The sequence below is a fragment of the Williamsia sp. Y853 genome (assembly GCF_056786495.1).
In genome coordinates, this window is the sequence record NZ_JBXCJC010000001.1 from 1,014,223 (window position 1) to 1,032,851 (window position 18,629).

The 18,629-nt window shown below is 62.3% G+C and carries 17 protein-coding genes; 11 read left to right on the plus strand and 6 right to left on the minus strand.

Features of this window, described 5'->3' with window-relative positions:
• Positions 1-81 precede the first annotated feature (81 nt).
• From AC1TPF_RS04975 to AC1TPF_RS04985, 3 genes are all read right to left on the minus strand, one after another.
• Positions 82-936, minus strand: a complete 855-nt coding sequence (locus AC1TPF_RS04975) for an ABC transporter permease (RefSeq protein WP_482136223.1) — start codon at positions 934-936, stop codon at positions 82-84.
• A complete protein-coding gene (locus AC1TPF_RS04980) occupies positions 936-1,916 on the minus strand; it encodes an ATP-binding cassette domain-containing protein (RefSeq protein ID WP_482136222.1) in 981 nt (326 codons plus the stop codon). The genes AC1TPF_RS04975 and AC1TPF_RS04980 overlap by 1 nt, the downstream gene beginning before the upstream one ends.
• Positions 1,917-2,134: 218 nt before the next feature.
• On the minus strand, positions 2,135-2,956 hold the full coding sequence (locus AC1TPF_RS04985; RefSeq protein WP_482142913.1) for a VOC family protein: 822 nt from the start codon (positions 2,954-2,956) through the stop codon (positions 2,135-2,137).
• Positions 2,957-3,101: 145 nt separating this feature from the next.
• On the opposite strand from AC1TPF_RS04985, the gene AC1TPF_RS04990 reads away from it, so the two are divergent.
• The 5 genes from AC1TPF_RS04990 to AC1TPF_RS05010 all read left to right on the plus strand — a co-directional run bounded on the left by AC1TPF_RS04990 (position 3,102) and on the right by AC1TPF_RS05010 (position 7,364).
• Positions 3,102-3,506 (plus strand): TOBE domain-containing protein, encoded by a 405-nt coding sequence (locus tag AC1TPF_RS04990; RefSeq protein WP_482136220.1) that lies wholly within the window; start codon positions 3,102-3,104, stop codon positions 3,504-3,506.
• A complete protein-coding gene (gene modA, locus AC1TPF_RS04995) occupies positions 3,503-4,291 on the plus strand; it encodes a molybdate ABC transporter substrate-binding protein (RefSeq protein WP_482142914.1) in 789 nt (262 codons plus the stop codon). The genes AC1TPF_RS04990 and modA overlap by 4 nt, the downstream gene beginning before the upstream one ends.
• Positions 4,288-5,088 (plus strand): ABC transporter permease, encoded by an 801-nt coding sequence (locus AC1TPF_RS05000; RefSeq protein WP_482136218.1) that lies wholly within the window; start codon positions 4,288-4,290, stop codon positions 5,086-5,088. Before modA ends, AC1TPF_RS05000 begins: the two co-directional genes overlap by 4 nt.
• On the plus strand, positions 5,085-6,146 hold the full coding sequence (locus AC1TPF_RS05005; RefSeq protein ID WP_482142916.1) for a sulfate/molybdate ABC transporter ATP-binding protein: 1,062 nt from the start codon (positions 5,085-5,087) through the stop codon (positions 6,144-6,146). The genes AC1TPF_RS05000 and AC1TPF_RS05005 overlap by 4 nt, the downstream gene beginning before the upstream one ends.
• 177 nt (positions 6,147-6,323) lie before the next feature.
• The gene (locus AC1TPF_RS05010; RefSeq protein WP_482144031.1) at positions 6,324-7,364 is read left to right on the plus strand and encodes an ABC transporter substrate-binding protein; all 1,041 of its coding nucleotides are present in this window, start codon (positions 6,324-6,326) and stop codon (positions 7,362-7,364) included.
• Positions 7,365-7,389: 25 nt separating this feature from the next.
• On the opposite strand, the gene AC1TPF_RS05015 is transcribed toward AC1TPF_RS05010, so the two are convergent.
• Positions 7,390-8,517: an NADP-dependent oxidoreductase gene (locus AC1TPF_RS05015; protein ID WP_482142917.1), complete on the minus strand. Its 1,128-nt coding sequence runs from the start codon at positions 8,515-8,517 to the stop codon at positions 7,390-7,392.
• A gap of 41 nt (positions 8,518-8,558) precedes the next feature.
• On the opposite strand from AC1TPF_RS05015, the gene AC1TPF_RS05020 reads away from it, so the two are divergent.
• On the plus strand, positions 8,559-10,142 hold the full coding sequence (locus AC1TPF_RS05020) for an MFS transporter (protein ID WP_482142919.1): 1,584 nt from the start codon (positions 8,559-8,561) through the stop codon (positions 10,140-10,142).
• A gap of 33 nt (positions 10,143-10,175) precedes the next feature.
• On the opposite strand, the gene AC1TPF_RS05025 is transcribed toward AC1TPF_RS05020, so the two are convergent.
• On the minus strand, positions 10,176-10,964 hold the full coding sequence (locus AC1TPF_RS05025) for an SDR family NAD(P)-dependent oxidoreductase (RefSeq protein WP_482136215.1): 789 nt from the start codon (positions 10,962-10,964) through the stop codon (positions 10,176-10,178).
• Between the two features lie 99 nt (positions 10,965-11,063).
• Positions 11,064-12,098, minus strand: a complete 1,035-nt coding sequence (locus tag AC1TPF_RS05030) for an ABC transporter substrate-binding protein (RefSeq protein ID WP_482136214.1) — start codon at positions 12,096-12,098, stop codon at positions 11,064-11,066.
• Positions 12,099-12,349: 251 nt separating this feature from the next.
• Here AC1TPF_RS05030 and AC1TPF_RS05035 point away from each other — a divergent pair, with 251 nt between their 5' ends.
• The 5 genes from AC1TPF_RS05035 to AC1TPF_RS05055 all read left to right on the plus strand — a co-directional run bounded on the left by AC1TPF_RS05035 (position 12,350) and on the right by AC1TPF_RS05055 (position 18,622).
• A complete protein-coding gene (locus AC1TPF_RS05035) occupies positions 12,350-13,675 on the plus strand; it encodes an FAD-dependent oxidoreductase (RefSeq protein WP_482136213.1) in 1,326 nt (441 codons plus the stop codon).
• A gap of 222 nt (positions 13,676-13,897) precedes the next feature.
• Entirely contained in the window at positions 13,898-14,938 is a 1,041-nt protein-coding gene (locus AC1TPF_RS05040) for an ABC transporter substrate-binding protein (protein WP_482142921.1), read from the plus strand.
• Between the two features lie 35 nt (positions 14,939-14,973).
• The gene (locus AC1TPF_RS05045) at positions 14,974-15,762 is read left to right on the plus strand and encodes an SDR family NAD(P)-dependent oxidoreductase (protein WP_482142923.1); all 789 of its coding nucleotides are present in this window, start codon (positions 14,974-14,976) and stop codon (positions 15,760-15,762) included.
• Positions 15,759-16,925: an ABC transporter ATP-binding protein gene (locus AC1TPF_RS05050; RefSeq protein WP_482142924.1), complete on the plus strand. Its 1,167-nt coding sequence runs from the start codon at positions 15,759-15,761 to the stop codon at positions 16,923-16,925. Before AC1TPF_RS05045 ends, AC1TPF_RS05050 begins: the two co-directional genes overlap by 4 nt.
• Entirely contained in the window at positions 16,922-18,622 is a 1,701-nt protein-coding gene (locus tag AC1TPF_RS05055) for an ABC transporter permease (RefSeq protein ID WP_482142926.1), read from the plus strand. Before AC1TPF_RS05050 ends, AC1TPF_RS05055 begins: the two co-directional genes overlap by 4 nt.
• The last annotated feature ends 7 nt before the right edge of the window (positions 18,623-18,629 follow it).

Here is an 18,629-nt window from a genome sequence, read left to right on the forward strand (position 1 = left end):
GAAATCACCTGCGTAGCCGCATTATTGGCACGGTCAACGGCGATCAGGGCACGCTCCGGTTTGATTCGACGGTTTGGTTGGTCAGTCGGTGGTGCGCTTGTGGTACGCAAACAAGGCGAATGGCGCGAAGATCAGGGTCAATGCCACCGACCACAGGACCGTTGCCAGTTCAGGATTCTGCAGTGGCCAGGGTGCCCCGGGCGGAGCAGTCGGACCATTGCCCCACAGTTCACGCATCGCCTGCACCAGTGCCGAGATGGGGTTCCACTCGGCGATGGTCCGCAACCATGACGGCATCGGGGCGGTCGGCACGAATGCGTTGGACAGGAACGTGATCGGGAACAGCAATGTGAACATGACGCCGTTGACCGCTTCGGGTGACCGCATGATCGAGCCGATGAGGATCCCGAACCAGATCATCGAGAAACCGAACAGCAACACCAGCGCAAATGCCAAGACTGCCTTGAGGAATCCCTCGTTGATACTCCACCCGATCAGCAGTCCGGTGATGGCCATGACCACGATGCCGATCGATGAGTGGATCAGCGCGGCCACCGATCGGCCGACAAGCACCGATGATCGTGACATCGGTAACGACCGGAACCGGTCGATGATGCCCTTGTCCAGATCGTTCGTGAGACCAAGTGCCACAATGAAAGCGGAGAATGCGATCGTCTGGCCCATGATCCCGGGCAGCAACCACTCCTTGTAGTCGAAACCTGAACCGGGATTGATCGATGCCCCGAAGACGTATGCGAACAGCAATACGAACATGATCGGTTGCACCGTCACATCCGACAGCATCTCGGGCTGGCGTTTGGTGTGAATGAGGTTGCGTCGCACCATGACCAATGATTCCCGCAGAAGGTCGGGGCGTCCTACTGTGAAATCGCGGGTGGCCTGCTTGCCGGCGGTGCCTGCGGCGGTGGTGGTCATCAGTTGGTCTCCTCGGTGTCGGCATCTTCTGCGCGATGCCCGGTGAGTGAGAGGAACACGTCATCGAGACTGGGGCGGGTCAGTCCGATGTCGTCGACCTCGATTTCGCTGCGTTCGAAGATTCCGGCGATCTTGGTCAGGTCGGCGATCCCGTTGGCGGCGGCTGTCAGTTGCCTGGCGGATTCGTCCACGAATACTTCTCCGCTGTTCTCGCGGAGAAGGCGTGTCGCCTCGGGCAGGTCGCCGGATCTCGACACGGTCAGCACCAGACTGGCCTTGCCCGCCTGCTCCTTGAGCTGCAACGGTGTGCCTGCCGCGATGATCTTGCCCTTGTCGATGACAACGATGTCGTCGGCGAGTTGGTCGGCCTCTTCGAGGTATTGCGTGGTGAGCAGGAGGGTGGTGCCCTGCTTCACCAGCGACAGCAGAACGTCCCAGAGTTCTTGGCGACTTCTCGGATCGAGGCCGGTGGTCGGTTCGTCGAGGAACAGGACCGGCGGTGACGCCAATAGGCTGACCGCGAGGTCGAGGCGCCTGCGCATGCCGCCGGAGTAGGTCTTGACCACTCGATCTGCGGCGTCACTCAGCGAGAACTGTTCGAGCAACTCATCGCCCGAACGCCGGACCTGTTTACGGGGCAGACCGTAGAGGCTGCCGATCATCCACAGGTTCTCGCGGCCGGTCAGTAACTCGTCGACGGTGGCCGCCTGGCCGGTGAGACCCATCCGGCTACGCACCAGGTCGGGATTCTCGATCACGTCAAAGCCCGCGATTCTCGCGGTGCCCGACGTCGGCTTGCTCAGAGTGGTCATCATGCGCACGATGGTGGTCTTGCCTGCGCCGTTGGGGCCGAGCAGGCCCATGACCGAGCCGGGGGGAACGGTGAAGCTCACCTCGTCGACAGCGCGGACCCCATCGAACTCTTTGACCAGGTCGATGGCTTCGATGGCGTAGTCGGTTGCTATGGCGGTGGAGGTCATGTCCGCAACGGTAGCGACGTGGTCCGACACAGGGCCAGTGGTTTTATTGTCGAGGGCCGTGGTTTTGCTGCCAAGTACTGACACTGGGATTCCCCTTATTGTTTGTTGGCAAGGTGTCGATGCCGATCCTCCGACTTCAAGTGGACATGAAGTCAAGGCCAGAGCGTGATCCCTTACCCGTCATGTCGTGGTGGATGAAGAAAGTCCGACGGGTGCGATCAGGATTCGAGGACTTGATGCAGTTTGATCATTGCGCCCCAGGGATCGCCGATGGCGGCAAGACGTCCGTAGGGAGTGTCATCGGGGGCCTGGACCACGGTGCCGCCGAGTTCAGCGGCCTTGGCCGCGGTTGCGTCCGCATTCTCGACACCGATGTAGATCGACCAGTGTGATGGCACCTCCGGCGGCAGATACTTCGACGCGTCCATGATCCCCGCGTGTCCCTCGCCCGGTCCCTGGTCCGAGAATGCCAGTTGGCTGTAGCGGAACTCGTCGGTGTCACTGACCGTGACCACGGAATTGCCGAGGACATCGTGGTAGAACTCGACGGCCGCTGGAAAGTCGGTTGTCTGGAGTTCGAAGTAGCAGGGGGCGCCGACTTCCATGGAGAGCTGGAAACCTTTGTGGGATTGCGGTTCCCAGAAACCGAATACCGCGCCATGGGGATTGAGTCCGGGCGTCGCCTCCGGGTTGCTGCCGCGGTCGGTGGCGATGGCCATCGTCCCGAGTTCGGGGATCTCCATCGGCTCGACGAGAATGCTCCCACCTGCTTCGGTCACCTTTTTCGCCGAGGCGTTGATGTCGGAGGTCTGGAAGTACATCCCCCAGAAGTCCGGTGTGTCGGGTGCCATCTTCGGACCGATTCCGGCGATGAGTTTGTCCTGGTAGGTGAAGTTCGCGTATCCGCCGAACTGCTCGGCGGGTTCGGTGCAGTCCCAGCCGAACAGTTCTCCGTAGAACTTCGCGGCGGCGACAGGCTCTGAGCTGGACAGGTCGAACCAGACGGGAACGCCGTCGGATTGGGAATCGATGGCAGGCATGGTGTTGGTCTCCTCGTTGGCGGTGGATTCGAAAGCTTCACAGGCATAGACCAGGGTGCGCGCGAAAACTCATCGCGACGAGAGGGTTCCGCATCTGCGGAAGCAGAGGCTTGACAGAACCGCAGCAGCGGATCAATCTCAGTGGGTGACCGAGCTGCGAATCCGCCAAGCCGCCGAACTCCTGGGGATCAGCGACGACACCGTCCGGCGACTGATCGCTTCGGACGAACTGTCCGCACACAGCGATGCAAGTGGTCGCCAGGTGGTCGACGGTGCCGAGTTGGCGAAACTCGCCAGTGAGCGCGCGCCGGTGCTGTCCTCATCCGATGCGCCCGTCGCGCGGTCTGCTCGCAACCGCTTTGTCGGACTGGTCACCGAGGTGAAGTCGGATCCGGTGATGAGTCAGGTGACGATGCAATGCGGTCCGTTCGAGGTCACCTCATTGATGAGTACCGATGCGGTGCGCGAACTCGACCTCAAACCCGGCTCGGTGGCAACCGCCGTCGTCAAGGCCACAAACGTAATCGTCGAAACGAGACCCGCCGAATGAAGTCCAGAGTCATCGCAGCGTTCGCTCTGTTGTTGTCGGTAGCATTGCTTCTGGCGGGGTGTTCGTCGAACGACGATGACAGCTCAACTGGCAGTAGGACTGCATCCGGCACGGAAAAGATCACGCTCACCGTGTTCGCCGCGGCATCACTCAAGAAGAGTTTCACCGACCTCGCGACGCAGTTCTCCGAGGACAACCCGAATATCGAGGTGAAGTTCAACTTCGACGGATCTCAGGCACTTGTGACCCAGATCCAGCAGGGTGCACCAGCGGATGTGATCGCGACCGCCGATGAGAAGAACATGGCGAAACTCGGTGACGCGGTGACTGATCCGCAGATCTTCGCCACCAACATCCTCACCATCATCACCCAACCGGGCAATCCGAAGAACATACAAAGCCTGGGAGATCTCACGAAACCTGATGTCAGCACAGTGATCTGCGCGGTCGACGTGCCGTGTGGCAGCGCCACCGCGAAGGTCGAGGAGAACACCGGTATCGACATCAAACCGGTCAGTGAGGAAACCGCGGTCACCGGCGTGCTCACCAAAGTGCAGACCAAGCAGGCGGATGCGGGACTGGTGTACGTCACCGACGCCACCGGTGCCGGCGATACGGTGACTGCCGTGTCCGATCCCGCCTTTGCCTCGGTGGTCAACGCGTACCCGATCGGTGTCGTCGCTGCGAGCAAGAACAAAGACGCAGCGAAGCGGTTCGTCGACATGGTGCTCGGGACACCGGGTGCGGCGTTGCTGCAGTCGATGGGCTTTGGTCCTGCCAATTGAAAACCAGTGGGCTGAAATCGGTTCCGGCCTGGCTGTACATCCCGGCCGCGATAGGCGTGGCCCTGGTCATGCTGCCGCCGATCGCCCTTGCCGCCAACACGCCGTGGAGTGACTTCTGGGAGAACATCACCTCTGATGTCTCACGGGATGCACTGTTGCTTAGCCTTCGGACCGCGATGATCAGCACCGTGTTGTGCATCGTGCTGGGTGTGCCGATGGCCATCGTTTTCGCCCGGCGTACCGGTGTGGTCATTCGGCTGCTGCGCTCGGTGGTGCTGCTACCACTGGTGCTGCCGCCGGTGGTCGGTGGTATCGGATTGATCTATGCCTTCGGCAAGTTCGGCCTGGTCGGCGAACATCTGGTGGCGATCGGCATCGACATCGCGTTCTCGACAACGGCGGTCATCCTCGCTCAGACCTTCGTGGCGTTGCCGTTTCTGGTGATCAGTCTCGAAGGGGCGTTACGCAGCGTCGGCAACCGGTATGAACAGGTGGCGGCCACATTGGGGGCATCGCCGACGCACACCCTGTGGAAAGTGACCATGCCGTTGGTGTTTCCGGCGTTGCTCTCGGGGATGGTCCTGGCCTTTGCGCGTGCGCTCGGTGAATTCGGCGCCACGATAACCTTCGCGGGCAACTTGCAGGGGGTCACCCAGACCGCGCCGCTGGCGATCTACGTGGAATCGATCAGTGAACCGGAAAAGGCCCTGCCGCTGTCGATGGTGCTGGTACTGGTGGCGCTGTTTGTGGTCATCGCCGTGCACCTGCGCGATTCTCATCGGGCGGTTGCGATATGAGCGGGGATCTTGTTGCCGAATTACGCAGTGACGTCCCGTTTCTGGACCTGCAGCTGACAGTTCCGGCCGGTGCCACGGTGGCTGTCCTGGGCCCGAACGGCGCAGGCAAGAGTACGTTCATGAACTTGCTGGCGGGTCTGCTCAAACCCGCAATGGGGACGATAACCGTCGGCAGGCGTGAACTCGTCGGCCCGAAAGTGTTTGTCCCGCCGCACAAGCGTGGTGTCGCGATGCTCTCGCAGCAGGGCATGCTCTTCCCCCATCTGACCGTTCGGCAAAATGTCGCGTTCGCTCCGGCGGCGGCACGACTGCCCCGCGCCGAGGTGCGCGCGCGAACCCAGCGGTGGCTGGAAGCAGTGGATGCGATCGACCTGGCAGACCGCAAACCGTCACAGTTGTCCGGCGGGCAGGCGCAGCGGGTGTCGCTGGCCCGGGCTCTGGCAGCCGATCCGGCGCTCCTGTTGCTCGACGAGCCGTTCAGTGCGCTCGACATCGATGTGGCCCAGCGTATCCGGGTGCTGATGCGAGGCATCCTCGCGGACCGTGCTCGCACCACAATGCTCGTGACCCATGACATCGCCGATGCGGTCACCCTGGCCGACTCGGCGATCATCTTGGGCGACGGCAAGGTCGTGGACCGTGGTCCGGTGCGTGAACTGCTGACCAGTCCGGCGAATCAGTTTGCCGCGCAATTGGCCGGACTCAATCTTGTTGCCGGGCACTGGGACGGAGATGCCCTCGATGCCGGGGTCTTCGGCATCACCGGGATGGCCGATACCCGGCTGGCCGTCGATGACCCGGTCATGGCCGCGTTTTCGCCGACCGCGGTCGCGATCTACCGGACACCGCCGACGGGAAGTCCTCGAAACGTCGTGAAAGCCGTTGTCACGCGGATCGTTCCGCAAGGTGATCTGGCGCGGGTGGATACCGGTGTGGGCACCCAGGCGGTCGCTGCAGCGATCACGTGGGCGGCTGTCGCCGATCTCGACCTGGTCGCCGACGACGAGGTGTACCTGGTGATCAAGGCCAGCGAGGTCACGTTGTACCACCCTCGCTGAAGCTTCTCGAGACGATCGTCTGTGACGTGATGGCAATCTCACGTGATCTGCATCGTGATTGACATCACGAATTCTAGTCGGCTAAGTTACTTGAACTGATGTCAGTTTGTGTCTCGACTATCCGAGTCTCGTCACGTGGCAGCCATCGGTGTCTGCCACGGTCATCTGGAGGTCACGTTGAAATTGCTTGCCAGAACAACGATTGCGGTCGGCGTCGCCGGTGCGCTGGTCTTCACGGCGGCGTGCGGGGGTGATCCATCGGCCTCCGGTCCCGTGGAAGGGAACTGGGATGACATCGTCGCCGCTGCCAAGGAAGAGGGCAGCGTTCACCTCTACTCCACGCAACATCCGGAGAACCTGGAAGCGTTGAAAGTTGCTTTCATGCAGGAGTATCCAGAAATCAAGCTCGAGTTCACGCGCGGTACTGACGTAGAGACGAACCCGCGGGTGGAGGCGGAAAACCGGACCGGCAAGGGCATCGCTGATGTGCACATGCTGTCCGATCCCGCATGGGCCAAGGCCGCCGCTGATTCCGGTGCGTACTCGGTGGACATCGTCGGCCCCGCGTTCGATGATCCGGCCTATGACCGCGACAGCAGTGTGCTCGGAAACAAACTATTCCTGACCAGCGCTGCGATCATGGCGCTCGGGTGGAACATCAACGAACTTCCGCAAGGCCTACGGGCTCCGGAAGATCTGCTCGATCCGGCTCTGCGTGGGCGGATCGGAGTGGTCAACCCGTCCGGTTTCGCGGCGGTTGTCGATGAATACCAGTTCTTCGAAAAGAACTGGGGCGATGGACAGTTCAACGTAGATCTGGCGGCACTCGAGCCGCGGACCTATCCCGGATCATTGGCTATCGGGCAAGCGCTCGCTTCCGGCGAGATCGTGGCAACACCCATGGTGCAGCCGCTCATCCGCGAGATGGAGGCCGGCGCTCCCGTCGACTGGATTCTGCCGGATCCGGCGTGGGGGACGCCGTGGTACTCCCATGTGCTGACCTCGGCACCGCATCCGAATGCGGCCCAGATCCTGGCAAACTTTCTCGTCTCCACCAATGGCCAGGTGGCTCTGTCGAAGGGGTACGGCAGCGTACTGCCGGATATCCCGGGAGCTGTTGGACGGGCGCAGGATATTGCATTCCCTGACACCGCTTCGCTGACGCCGGAGACGATCTCCCGCTATCAGGAGCAGTGGGAGAAGCTGTTTGTGGGCTGAGCCCACAGCACTGCGCTATGCCGGCTCAATCGAGTCGGCATAGCGTTTTTCCGGTGGTGTGCCCGTTGAGCATCGCGACGAGCGCGGCGGGTGCTTGATCCAATCCGTTGAACACCGACTCCTGGTGACTCATCGTGCCGTCGGTGAGGTGCTGCGCGATCTCTGAGCGCACCTGGTTGTAGAGGTGGTTGTACGAACCAGCGCGAAAACCGCGGAGTAGTAGACTCTTTGCGGTTATCTGGAAGAGGTTCGAAGGGCCCGGAGTGGGTGTGTCGGTGTCGTAGGTGGACACCGCTCCGCAGATGGCAACGCGGCCGTGTTCGCGCAGATTGTCGAGCGCGGCAGCCAGATGATCACCACCGACGTTGTCGAAGTAGGCGTCGATCCCGCCGGGTGCGGCCTCGGCCACGAGCGAGGGAAGATCGCCACTGCGGTAGTCGAATGCGTGGTCAGCGCCGAGTCCGGAGAGCTGGGCGACCTTGCCGGAGCCTCCGGCTGATGCCACAACGGTGGCACCGCGTAGCTTGGCCAACTGCACGGCGATGCTTCCGACCGCGCCGGCGGCAGCGGAAACCCACAGTGTTTCTTCGGGTTTGATGCCGATGATCTCGAACAAACCGACGTACGCGGTCAGTCCTGAGCTGCCAAGCGGGCCGAGGAACCATTGGGGCTCAAGGACTCCGGTATTGATCTTGGTCAGTGCTCCGGCTCCACCCAGCGCACCGGCGGCCCCGGCATCGGCCACGGCGTAATCCCGATAGCCGTGCATGTGGGAGACCAGGTCACCGAGAGCGAAGTCGGGGCTGCGGGACTCGACCACCACTCCCAGTGCCAAACCCGCGAGAGGATCACCTGCTCGTAGCGGAGGTAGGTACCCGGCCGGAGCGTTGGTGCCCAGGCGGATTCGGATCGACGGATCGATCGACAGCCAGGTATTTTGCACCAGCACCTGCCCGGGTGTGAGCTCTGGAACATCTACTTCGACGATCGAGAAGTGTTCAGTGGTGAGGGCTCCGGTGGGGGCCGACGCGAGGCAGACGATCCGGTTTGCAGTGGTGATGGCGAACCTCCGTTGAGTGAGATGCAATACCCGCCGGACAAAAGTGAGTTCAGTTTGGGTATTTGCCCGAAAGTAGCACACACTCGGTGTCACCTGAACTAAGTTCAAACGAGACCGATCAACGGAGTTGGAACATGATGAGCAGCGCTCAGACGATGAGCCTTGTTGCGCCACTGCGTGTGCGGCGGTTGCGCAACATGCTCGGCTTCTCGCTGAGCGCAAGTGTGGCGGTCTGGATTCTCGTGCTTGCCGTCCAATGGACGCTCACCGAAGCCGGCGAATCGGCGGCAACGGTATCGCTGGTTCAGTTTGCTGCCAGCCTCCCGTTCTTTCTGTTGGCCCTGCCACTGGGCGCGATTGCCGAGTTCGTCAGCCATCGGACACTACTTGTCGGGACCTCGCTCGTTCTGTTGGCGGCGTCGATCTTGCTGGCTGTCCTGGAAGAACTCGGCATGGCCACGACACCCGTTCTGATGAGCGCGGTGTTCATCGCAGGCGCCGGGCTGGCCTCGGTTGCCATTGTCTGGCAGGCGTTGTTACCCCACATCGTCACTCGAGACATGTTGATGGTGGTACCGGCCATCGACGGCGCTGTGTTCAACGGAGCCCGGGCAGTCGGACCGGTTGTCGGGGGCGCGGTCCTGGCCGGGTTCGGTGCGACATGGGCATTTGTGCTGATCGCGGTCCTGTTTGCGCTGTGTACGGCGATTTCGGCATGGAATGTTCCCGGCGATATCGGACGAGCCGACCCGCACCGATCGGTGTCTGAAGCAGTCGGTGGAAGCCTGCGGTTCATCCGGCATTCCCGATGGACTCGCCGACTGCTGTTGCGGCTGACGATGTTTGGCATACCGGCAAGTTGCCTGTGGGGCCTGTTGCCGATCGTGGCACACGAGCGGCTACAGGTGACCACATTCGAGTTCGGGGTGCTCTCCGGAGCAATCGGGGTCGGGGCGGTACTCGGTACCGTTGCGCTGATGCCGGTGCGGGCCCGGATGAGCTGGAATCACTTTGTGGCGCTGGGCTCCGGGGCGTATGCGATTGTGCTCGCAGGCCTGGCGTTGGTGCCCTGGTTCAGCGTCATGTTCGCCCTGCTGGTGGTTGTCGGGGCAGCCTGGGTGGGTGTGCAGAGCACGTGGATGATCGCAACTCACGCGGCTGTGCCGCCATGGATCAAGGCGCGGGTGATCGCGTTCATCATGCTGATGTTCCAGGGCAGTCAGGCCGTGGGTGCGGTGCTGTGGGGTGTACTCGCCGACGTGGTCGGTCTGCGTACGGCAATCCTGCTGTCCGCGTTGATGATGGCCATTTCGGCGGTTGAGGTGATCCGGCGCGGGATCATGCCCAGTGATCAGATCGCTCCAGACCTCGCGCAGGCTCCGGCCCCGGTTGCTCCACCGCCCGGGCATGAGGGCAAGTGGGTGATCATCGAGACCACTTATCGGGTGATCCCAGAAGGTGCGAGTGGGTTCGTCGAGGCGATGGATGAGCTCCGACGCTCACGCCTTCGACTCGGTGCCAGGCGATGGACGCTGGCCACGTCTGCGGATTCGTCCGACACCTTCGTCGAGTACTGCATGTTCAAGGATTGGTCGGAGTATCGGTCCCAGGAGACCGAGCGGCTCACCGTGCCGGAGTACCGGCTGCGCACGCTCCTCACGGAGTATTTGGTGACCGAACCGCGGACGCGGGTGCTGGTCGAACCGAAGACCCCGTGAGGGCGCACGGATTCACTTGTGGTGCAGCGGTTCTCAGACCGTGAACCGACCACCGTTGCTGAGCAGGACAACACCCACGAGGTTCACGGCGGCGTCGGATGCCAGATACAGGATGTTGTCGGCCAGCTCTTCGGGCGTGGCATAGCCGCGGGCGCCGCTCGAAGCCATCGCTTCGCGCAAGTGTGCGGGGGTGCGGGCCGCCATGCCGGTGTCCACTGGCCCCGGTGCCACGGTGTTCACGCGAATGCCAAAGGGAGCAACCTCTTTGGCCACGGACTGGCTCAGTGCGTGCACGCCGGCCTTGGACGCACCGTAGTGCGGGTACCCGATGAGGGTGTCGAACCCGGATGACGATCCGATGGTGACGATCGATCCCATCCCGACCGGCTTCATCGCACGCACGGCTTCACGCAGTACGTAGAACGTGCCGTCGAGATTGATGGACATGACGCGCCGCCAGTCGTCGTCCTCGAGATGGGAGAGGATGTCGATCGGTTCGCCCTTTTCGGCGGCGTCGTACATGCGCTGCTTGCTCTTCGGGTCGTCGACACCGGCGGCATGGACAACCACGTCGATGCGTCCCTGTGCGGCGATGATCGCACCGAAGGCATTGGCCACCGCGGCAGAATCGCTGACGTCGAGTCCGATGGCCTGGCCGACCTCGATCTCGGCGGCAACCGCCTCCGCGGCGGCTTTGTTCACATCGCACAGGTAAACGGCCAGGGCGCCGCGATCGGCGAGTGCCTTTGCCGTCGCCGCGCCGATGCCGGATCCGGCGCCGGTCACAACCGCGATCTTGCCGGCGAACTGCTTGTCGGTCATCTTCTGCCTTTCAGTTGATGTCGAACGCCCCGGCACTGCCCGGCCGGGACGACAAAGCCCGCGTGCTGCCGGAACCGGCTGCACGCGGGCGAGGTTGTGTCAGTTGAAGATCTGCTCGAGTTCGTCGCGGTATTTGTCTGCGCCGTCTCCGACGGTCACATCCGTGTTCTGGTCCGGTACCTCTTGGGCCAAAGCGAGCGAACCTTCGATGTCGGGCAGCACCGAGCTGTATCCGACGGACGTGGCTTCTTGCCCCGGTGCCGTGACCATGAAGTCGGCGAGGACCTGTGCGGCGTTCGGATGCGGCGCGGTACCCAGTGCGAGTCCGTACCACTTGGCACCCCAGACATGTTCGCCCGCGGCCCATTCGACCGGTGCGCCGGCTTCCTTGTTGGGCAACATCGGGTCTGCCATCAGCCCGGCGCTGATCTCACCGGACGCAATCGCCTGGGCCAGGGGCTGGTTGCTCGGGTAGATGCGGGGATTCTGGTCTGCGATCTGTTCCAGGATCTCGCGTCCGCCGTAGTACTTCTCGATATGTGAGTAGTAGTCCAGGTACGTGGGCGAGGTCGCCGGATTGACGATGCCGACCTTGCCCTTGAGTGCCGGATCCAGGAAATCCTGAGGCGTGGAGATGCCGGTCGGCAGCAGGCCGGTGTTCCAGCCGAAGCCGAGAAGGACGGCGCCTTCGAGGAAGAAGCGGTCGTTGAGGATGCTCGCGTCGCGGTCATAGTCGGGGTTGTCGAAACTCGGCCCGATCAACGGGACTGCGGCGTCCGAGTCCTCATTGGCCTGCATCCATGAGACGTCGGTGATGACGGCGAGGTCGCCGATGCCCTTGCCGGACTTGCTCTCGGCGTCCATCTTGGACAGCAGATCGGCGTCGACACCTCGGACCACTTCGAGATCGATTTCCGGATAGGCGGATTCGAATGCTGCCTCGAGCGCTGCGAGCCGGGGCGCGGCCTGCGTCGAGTAGATCGTGACCTTGCCTTCTTCGTTGGCCGCGGCGACGACGTCGTCCCACGAGCCGGAGACAGGCTCAGAAGTACCCGACGAGCTGCTACCGCACGCGGTCAGCGTCAGGGCAACGGCGGCGACCGCCACCGCAGCGCGGATGAAGTTGCGATTCATTTCGGGGCGTCCTCTTTCTGGAAGCTGAAGTTAATTCGGTTCAGCTTAGGGTGATCCACCCCACAACGCAAGCGTTGTATGCAGTAGGCCTCGCATCTGGTGGACTGGTGATTGACACCGCTTACGAATCGTGAAAATCTTACTGAACCGAAATCAGTTCTGTTTCCGTGTGGCCTGGTCTACCCGCTTTTGCGTGGCTGCCGACGGGCCATCAGCTGCCGGCCTCTTGGCGGGCGAAAGTAGAGGAGCGTATGTCCAACGAAGCCTTTGACCTTCTGATTGTCGGTGCCGGAATGGCCGGATTGACGGCAGGCGCCAAAGCCGCGTCGTGCGGAAAGAGGGTCTGTCTGCTGGAGGTCGGCGGGGACGTCGGCGGATCGGCGCGGTTTGCCGGCTATGCCTGGACTGCTCCCACCCGTGAGGTGATGGATGCAGAGAATCCGCACGGAGATACGGCGCTCAAGCATGCTCTGGTCGACCGCTTTCCTGGGGGTGTGGAGTGGATCCGCTCGGTCGGGATCGACGTTGACGACGCCCAACGGATCCTGAGCTTCGGGGGACAGGGCCACAAATTCGACACCAACCACTACATCGACACGTGCCGTCGCATTGTCATCGATGCCGGTGGTGAGGTCCTGCTCCGCACCGAGACCGACAGCCTTCTCAGCGTCGACGGAGTCGTGACCGGCGCTCTCGTGCGAACTGGTCTCGGTGAGTCGCGAGAGATCTCGGCCGCGAACACATTGCTCGCGACCGGAGGTTTCCAGGGCGACAAAGAGCTACTCGCCCAACACGTCCATCCTGGTGCCGGGAAGATGCAGCTGCGCTCAAACCCGAATAGCTGTGGTGCAGGCTATCGGCTGGCGATGGCCGTTGGTGCCGCCGCCGGTCCGGACAACGTCGGCTTTTATGGACACCTGATCCCCAGTGGTGTGGAACTCGCGGACCCGGCCGACTTCGTCGACATGTCTCTCTATTACAGCGAGCATGCGTTGCTGTTCAACCTCGATAACAAGCGCTTCGTGGACGAGACACTCGGCGATCATTTGACGACGATGGCTCTTCTCGACCAGCCGGAGGGCCGCGGGCTGCTGATCGCGGATGCGCGCGTGCACCGTGACTGGATGCTCGCGTCCTACGTCGAAGGTGCCGTTGCGCTCGACAAGTTCGAGCTGGCAGGCAAGCGCGGTGGCCGGGTGGGTATGGCCGAAGACCTCGATGAGCTCGAATACCTACCTGAAGAGTGGGGCTACAACGGCGTCGCCATCGGAGCTGCGATCGCCGAATTCAATCGGGCCGCCGATAACGGCGAGGACCTGACGCCCGGACGGCAGCGGGATCGCGAGTCGCTCTCAGAGGGGCCGTACTACGTCATCGAGACGGTCCCGGCCGTCACCTTCCCGTTTCACGGGATCCTGATCGACGACCAGGCGCGAGTCCTCGACGCCGCAGGCGCTCCGATCCCGGGGTTGCTTGCGGCCGGGTCTGATACCGGCGGCCTGTGGCATGGGGCCTACGCCGGTGGTATCGCCTCGGCCCTGGTCTTCGGGCTCACCGCGGCTGCCACGGCGTCCTGATCGCGTGTTGACCCACCGTTCGGTGGGAGATGAATCCGGGGTCCGCGGGGCCGATGCCGCCGCTATAGGGCATCCGAAACAAATTCACTTCAATTTCCGAGAAGTGATTGACACCACAGCGGAGGAACAGTAGCTTTCAAACTGAAATCAGTTCAGGAAGGTGACTCCTGGACTTCCGCTCCACGTCGAAGGCTCATCGTCGAGTCCGAAGGGACCAGGAACATGAAAACCTTTTCCAGGGCATTGGGCGCTGCGGCCACGGCCTTCGCCCTTCTCGCGACCGTCGCCTGCGGTGGTTCTTCGAACTCGTCGAACCAGGCCGTCGACGGGAGTTGGGACGACGTCGTGGCGGCGGCCAACGAGGAGGGCAGCGTGATGCTGTACTCGAGCCAGAAGCCGGCGAACCTGGAGTCTCTCAAGACGGCATTCGAGGCGAAGTATCCAGAGATCACCATGGAGTTCGTTCGTGGCACCGACCCCGAGATCAACCCCCGGGTCGAGACCGAGAGCAAGACCGGCAAAGGCACCGCCGACGTCCACATGCTCACCGACGCGTCGTGGATCAACACGGCCGCCGAATCGGGCGCGTACTCCGCAGAACTCGTCGGACCGGCTCTCGAAGCTCCGGCGTTCGAGCCCGAGAAGAGTGTCATCAACAATCGCTTCTTCCTCACCAGCGCCGCAGTCTTCTCTATGGGGTGGAACACCACCGCTGTCCCGGGTGGGTTGAGCACTCCCGACGACATCATCGATCCCGCCTACAAGGGCAAGATCGGCATCGTAAACCCGACCGGAATCGCCTCGTACGTCGACATGTACCGCTTCTTCTCCGCCAACTACGGCGAGGACTACTGGAAGCAGATCGCTGCCCTGAATCCCCGCGTCTACCCCAGTGCCCTCGGTGTTGCCCAGGCACTGACCTCGGGTGAGGTCGTGGTGAGTCCTTCGGTTCAGCCCCTGGTGACCGAGGTCAGCGCCGGAGCCCCGGTCGACTGGGCGCTGCCGGCCAAGCCGTGGGGAACACCCTGGTACACACAGGTTCTCAAGGGTGCCCCGCATCCGAACGCGGCCCAGGTGCTCGCAGACTTCTTGGTGACCGTAGAAGGACAGACCGCTCTGAACGACGGCTACGCCGCGGTTCTCCCCGACATTCCGGGTGCTGTTGCCCGGGCGCAGGACATTGCATCTCCCGAGACCGACGATCTCACCCCGGAAAAGGTTGATCAGTACTCCCAGGAGTGGTCGAAGCTCTTCCAGAGCTGACGCCCTGCGGACAAGAACCGAAAGGTATTACGAAGATGGATGACACGGCAGCTTCGCTGCGCGGACTCAACGTATTGGTGACCGGTGCGTCCGGCGGAATCGGTGGCGCGAGTGCCGAACTGTTTGCAGCACAGGGCGCGACGGTGTACCTCACCGATGTCGATGACGCTGCGGGGCAGGCCCGGACAGATACGCTCGGGCCGAACGCCTACTACCTCCATCTCGATGTGACCAGTGAAAGTGATTGGGCTGCAGTCACATCGGCCATGGCCGCGAGTGGCCACGTGCTCAACGTCCTGGTCAACAGCGCGGGTGCGGCCATCAAAGCGCCGCTCGAGCGCACGTCGCTGGACGGGTTCCGGAAGATGATCGACCTCAACCTGGTCGGTACCTTCCTCGGCATCAAGGCCGCCGCCGAAGCCATGGTCGGCGGTGGCTCCATCGTGAACCTGGCGTCGCTGCGTGGCGTTCTGGCCACCGCGGAACTGGGCGCTTACGGCGCCGCGAAGATGGGTGTCCGCGCACTGACAAAGGTTGCGGCACTAGAACTCGCAGACCGGGGTATCCGGGTCAACGCGGTCTGCCCGGGCAGCATCGAAACCGAGATCACGTCCGTGCCGGACTTTGCTGCCGATGACACCGTTGCCTACGTGCGGAGCATTCCGATGCAGCGGCGGGGATCGTCAGAAGAAGTGGCCAAGTCGATTCGCTTCCTCGCCACCGACGACAGCGCCTACATCACGGGAACGGACCTGATCATCGACGGTGGTCAGGCGGCCGGAGTCCGGACACCGAAGATCTCGACAGAAAGAGTCGCGAAATGACCTCTCAATTCAAAGTTTCCGGGCTGAACAAGACCTATGGATCGAATGTGGTGGTCGATGGACTCGACCTGGACATCGAGGAGGGCGAGTTCCTGGTACTCCTCGGACCCAGCGGTTGTGGCAAGACCACCACGTTGCGTTGTCTGGCAGGGCTCGAGACCCCGCAGGGCGGTTCGATCGCTTTCGGCGACAAGATGGTCTTCGATTCCGATGCCAAGCTCAATGTGCCTGCACACAAACGCAATATCGGCATGGTGTTCCAGTCGTACGCGCTGTGGCCGCACATGACTGTCCGCGAAAACATCAAGTACCCCCTCAAGGTTCGGAAGCTGAAGCAGGCGATCTCCGACGGCGCCGTCGAGGCCGCAGCCGACATGGTCGATTGCGGTGCCCTCCTGGACCGGTACCCGTCCCAGCTCAGTGGTGGCCAGCAGCAACGCGTTGCGGTGGCCCGCGGACTGGTTGCCCAGCCTGACCTGATGCTGTTCGACGAGCCGCTGAGCAACCTCGATGCGCGGCTGCGCGACCAGGTGCGTTCGCAAATTCACCAACTGCACCAGAAGCTGGGATTCACAGCAGTTTTCGTCACACACGATCAGGCCGAGGCCTTTGCTCTGGGTGACCGGTTGGCGATCATGAAGTCGGGAAAGATCGAACAGTACGACGCCCCGGAACACGTCTTCGAGAAGCCGGCGTCGGAGTACGTTGCCGCCTTCATCGGAATGGGCAACCGGCTCGAACTCAAGCGTGGTCACGAAGGCTGGATCACCAGTGCCGGCGACATCATCGATCTCAGCGGTGCCGTGGTGCGTGATCGGGCCGATGAGGGTGAGAACGCCGTCGCCAGGTTCCGTCCGGACGACGTCTTCCTGCACGAGTCGCTCTCGGATGTGCCTGCAGGCAATGTCGCACTGCATGCCGAGCTGGTGGATCACGAATACGGTGGCCGGTACTTCGACGTGATGGTCAAGACCGGAACCGAGAAGCTGTCGTTGCGCGCCAAGGCTTCTGATCATGGATCGCGGTTGCGTCAGACGTCGACCGGCGCCCCGATGGTCATCAGCTTCTCGCCGGACAGCCTGCGTGTCTACGGAGATCCGACTGGCTCATCGGCGAATGCCTCGGACCTCGTCGCGGCAGGCAGCGGGAGTATTTCGTCATGACTACTGCCGCCGTAGCGACCCCCACGCGGTCGCTGACGATCCCGTCGCACTGGCGCGCCCGGATCGGATACATCGCACTCCTGGCAGTCCTGGGATACCTGGTGGTGCTGCCGATGGTCCGGTTGCAGATGCTGGCGTTCGAAGATGGTGCCGCCGGCTACAAGTCGCAGTACGGTCGTTATGACATCGCCAAGACGTTGTGGACCACATGCGCACTTGCTGTCGGTTCGCTGGTGATCGCTCTGGTGCTGGGCACCCTCCTGGCCTACGCGGCCAGTCGCCTACCGGCGAAACTGGGCTGGCTCAAGATCATTCCGATCCTCCCGATCGTCATGCCCTCGGTGGCCAACATCGTCGGTTGGGCATTCCTGCTCTCCCCGGGACCCGGATACCTCAACGTGCTCCTCCGGAAGCTTCCGTGGTGGAGCGGTCTCGACTCCGGACCCATCGACGTCTACACAGTGCCGTGGATCATCATCCTCACCGGCTTCAGCCTGACGTCCTTTGTCTACCTGTTCGTCAGTTCGGGCATGCAGAACATCAGCTCCGAACATCTCGAGGCCGCGCAGATCAGTGGTTCGTCGACATTCGGGATCTTCTTCAAAGTGGTTCTCCCGCTGCTGCGTCCATCGCTGATCTACGGTGGTGGTATCGCGTTGCTGCTCGGGCTCGGTCAGTTCACCGGACCGTTGATGCTCGGTCAGAACAGCGGCGTCAAAGTTCTCACCACCGAGATGTACCAGCGGGTGTCGCAATCGCCTTCGGATTTCGCCGCCGCAGCGGCCGCAGGCTCGCCGCTGGTGATCTTCGGTCTCGCAGTTGTCCTGATCCAGAAGGGACTGCTCGGAAATCAGTCGCGGTTTGTCACGCACGGCGGCAAGTCGTTTGTGAACCCCGCCGGACGTGGGACCTGGTCGGCGGCGGTCATCGCGATCTTCTCCCTGTTCGCGCTGGTGCTGCCGCTGATCGGCCTGATCATCGTCTCGCTGACGCCGTACTGGTCGGGATCTTTGAGCTGGGATCTGTTCACGCTGGCGAACTACAGAGAACTGTTCGCAACGAATTCGATCGTGGAATCGGTCATCACCAGCGTTGTGACATCCATCGGAGCCGTGGCGATCTGTATTCCGATCGGCTACGTGATAGCGAATCTCCTTGTGCGGGGCCGTCGTTTCAAGATCTTGGGATTGATCGCGGATCTGATCACCGCGCTGCCGATGGGTATTCCGGCTGTCATCTTCGGTGTTGGCTTCTTGATGGTGTACACCGAGCCGCCGTTCATCCTGTACGGCACTCGACTGGTGATCATCCTGGTGTATGTGGTCTTGATGTTGCCGTTCGCGGTCCGCATGCAGATGACTTCGATGCTGTCGCTGGGCAACACCTACACCGAGGCCTCGGCAACCAGTGGTGCCTCACCGATGGTGACGACACTGCGAATCATGTTGCCGCTCATGCGTCCGACGATCTTCAGTGCGATTGCGTTGATCTTCATCCTGCTCACCCACGAGTTCGCGGCATCCCTGCTCGTGCGGGCTTCGACAACGCAGGTGATGGGCACATTGCTCTACGACATGTGGCAGAACGGGTCGTACCCGCTCGTGGCCGCCATGGCACTGTTGATGACAGCGGTGACCACCGTGGGTGTTGCGGTCGCAATGCTCTTCGGCGGACGTAACGTACTGAGCAAGCTGTAGGCGGTCG

Coding starts and splice junctions, on each gene's coding strand:
- AC1TPF_RS05055 (WP_482142926.1), top strand. CDS start 16,922: ATGACTACTGCCGCCGTAGCGACCCCCACGCGGTCGCTGACGATCCCG.
- AC1TPF_RS05020 (WP_482142919.1), top strand. CDS start 8,559: ATGATGAGCAGCGCTCAGACGATGAGCCTTGTTGCGCCACTGCGTGTG.
- AC1TPF_RS05025 (WP_482136215.1), bottom strand. CDS start 10,964: ATGACCGACAAGCAGTTCGCCGGCAAGATCGCGGTTGTGACCGGCGCC.
- AC1TPF_RS05045 (WP_482142923.1), top strand. CDS start 14,974: ATGGATGACACGGCAGCTTCGCTGCGCGGACTCAACGTATTGGTGACC.
- AC1TPF_RS04975 (WP_482136223.1), bottom strand. CDS start 936: ATGACCACCACCGCCGCAGGCACCGCCGGCAAGCAGGCCACCCGCGAT.
- AC1TPF_RS04985 (WP_482142913.1), bottom strand. CDS start 2,956: ATGCCTGCCATCGATTCCCAATCCGACGGCGTTCCCGTCTGGTTCGAC.
- AC1TPF_RS04980 (WP_482136222.1), bottom strand. CDS start 1,916: ATGACCTCCACCGCCATAGCAACCGACTACGCCATCGAAGCCATCGAC.
- AC1TPF_RS05050 (WP_482142924.1), top strand. CDS start 15,759: ATGACCTCTCAATTCAAAGTTTCCGGGCTGAACAAGACCTATGGATCG.
- AC1TPF_RS05030 (WP_482136214.1), bottom strand. CDS start 12,098: ATGAATCGCAACTTCATCCGCGCTGCGGTGGCGGTCGCCGCCGTTGCC.
- AC1TPF_RS05035 (WP_482136213.1), top strand. CDS start 12,350: ATGTCCAACGAAGCCTTTGACCTTCTGATTGTCGGTGCCGGAATGGCC.
- AC1TPF_RS05040 (WP_482142921.1), top strand. CDS start 13,898: ATGAAAACCTTTTCCAGGGCATTGGGCGCTGCGGCCACGGCCTTCGCC.
- modA (WP_482142914.1), top strand. CDS start 3,503: ATGAAGTCCAGAGTCATCGCAGCGTTCGCTCTGTTGTTGTCGGTAGCA.
- AC1TPF_RS05005 (WP_482142916.1), top strand. CDS start 5,085: ATGAGCGGGGATCTTGTTGCCGAATTACGCAGTGACGTCCCGTTTCTG.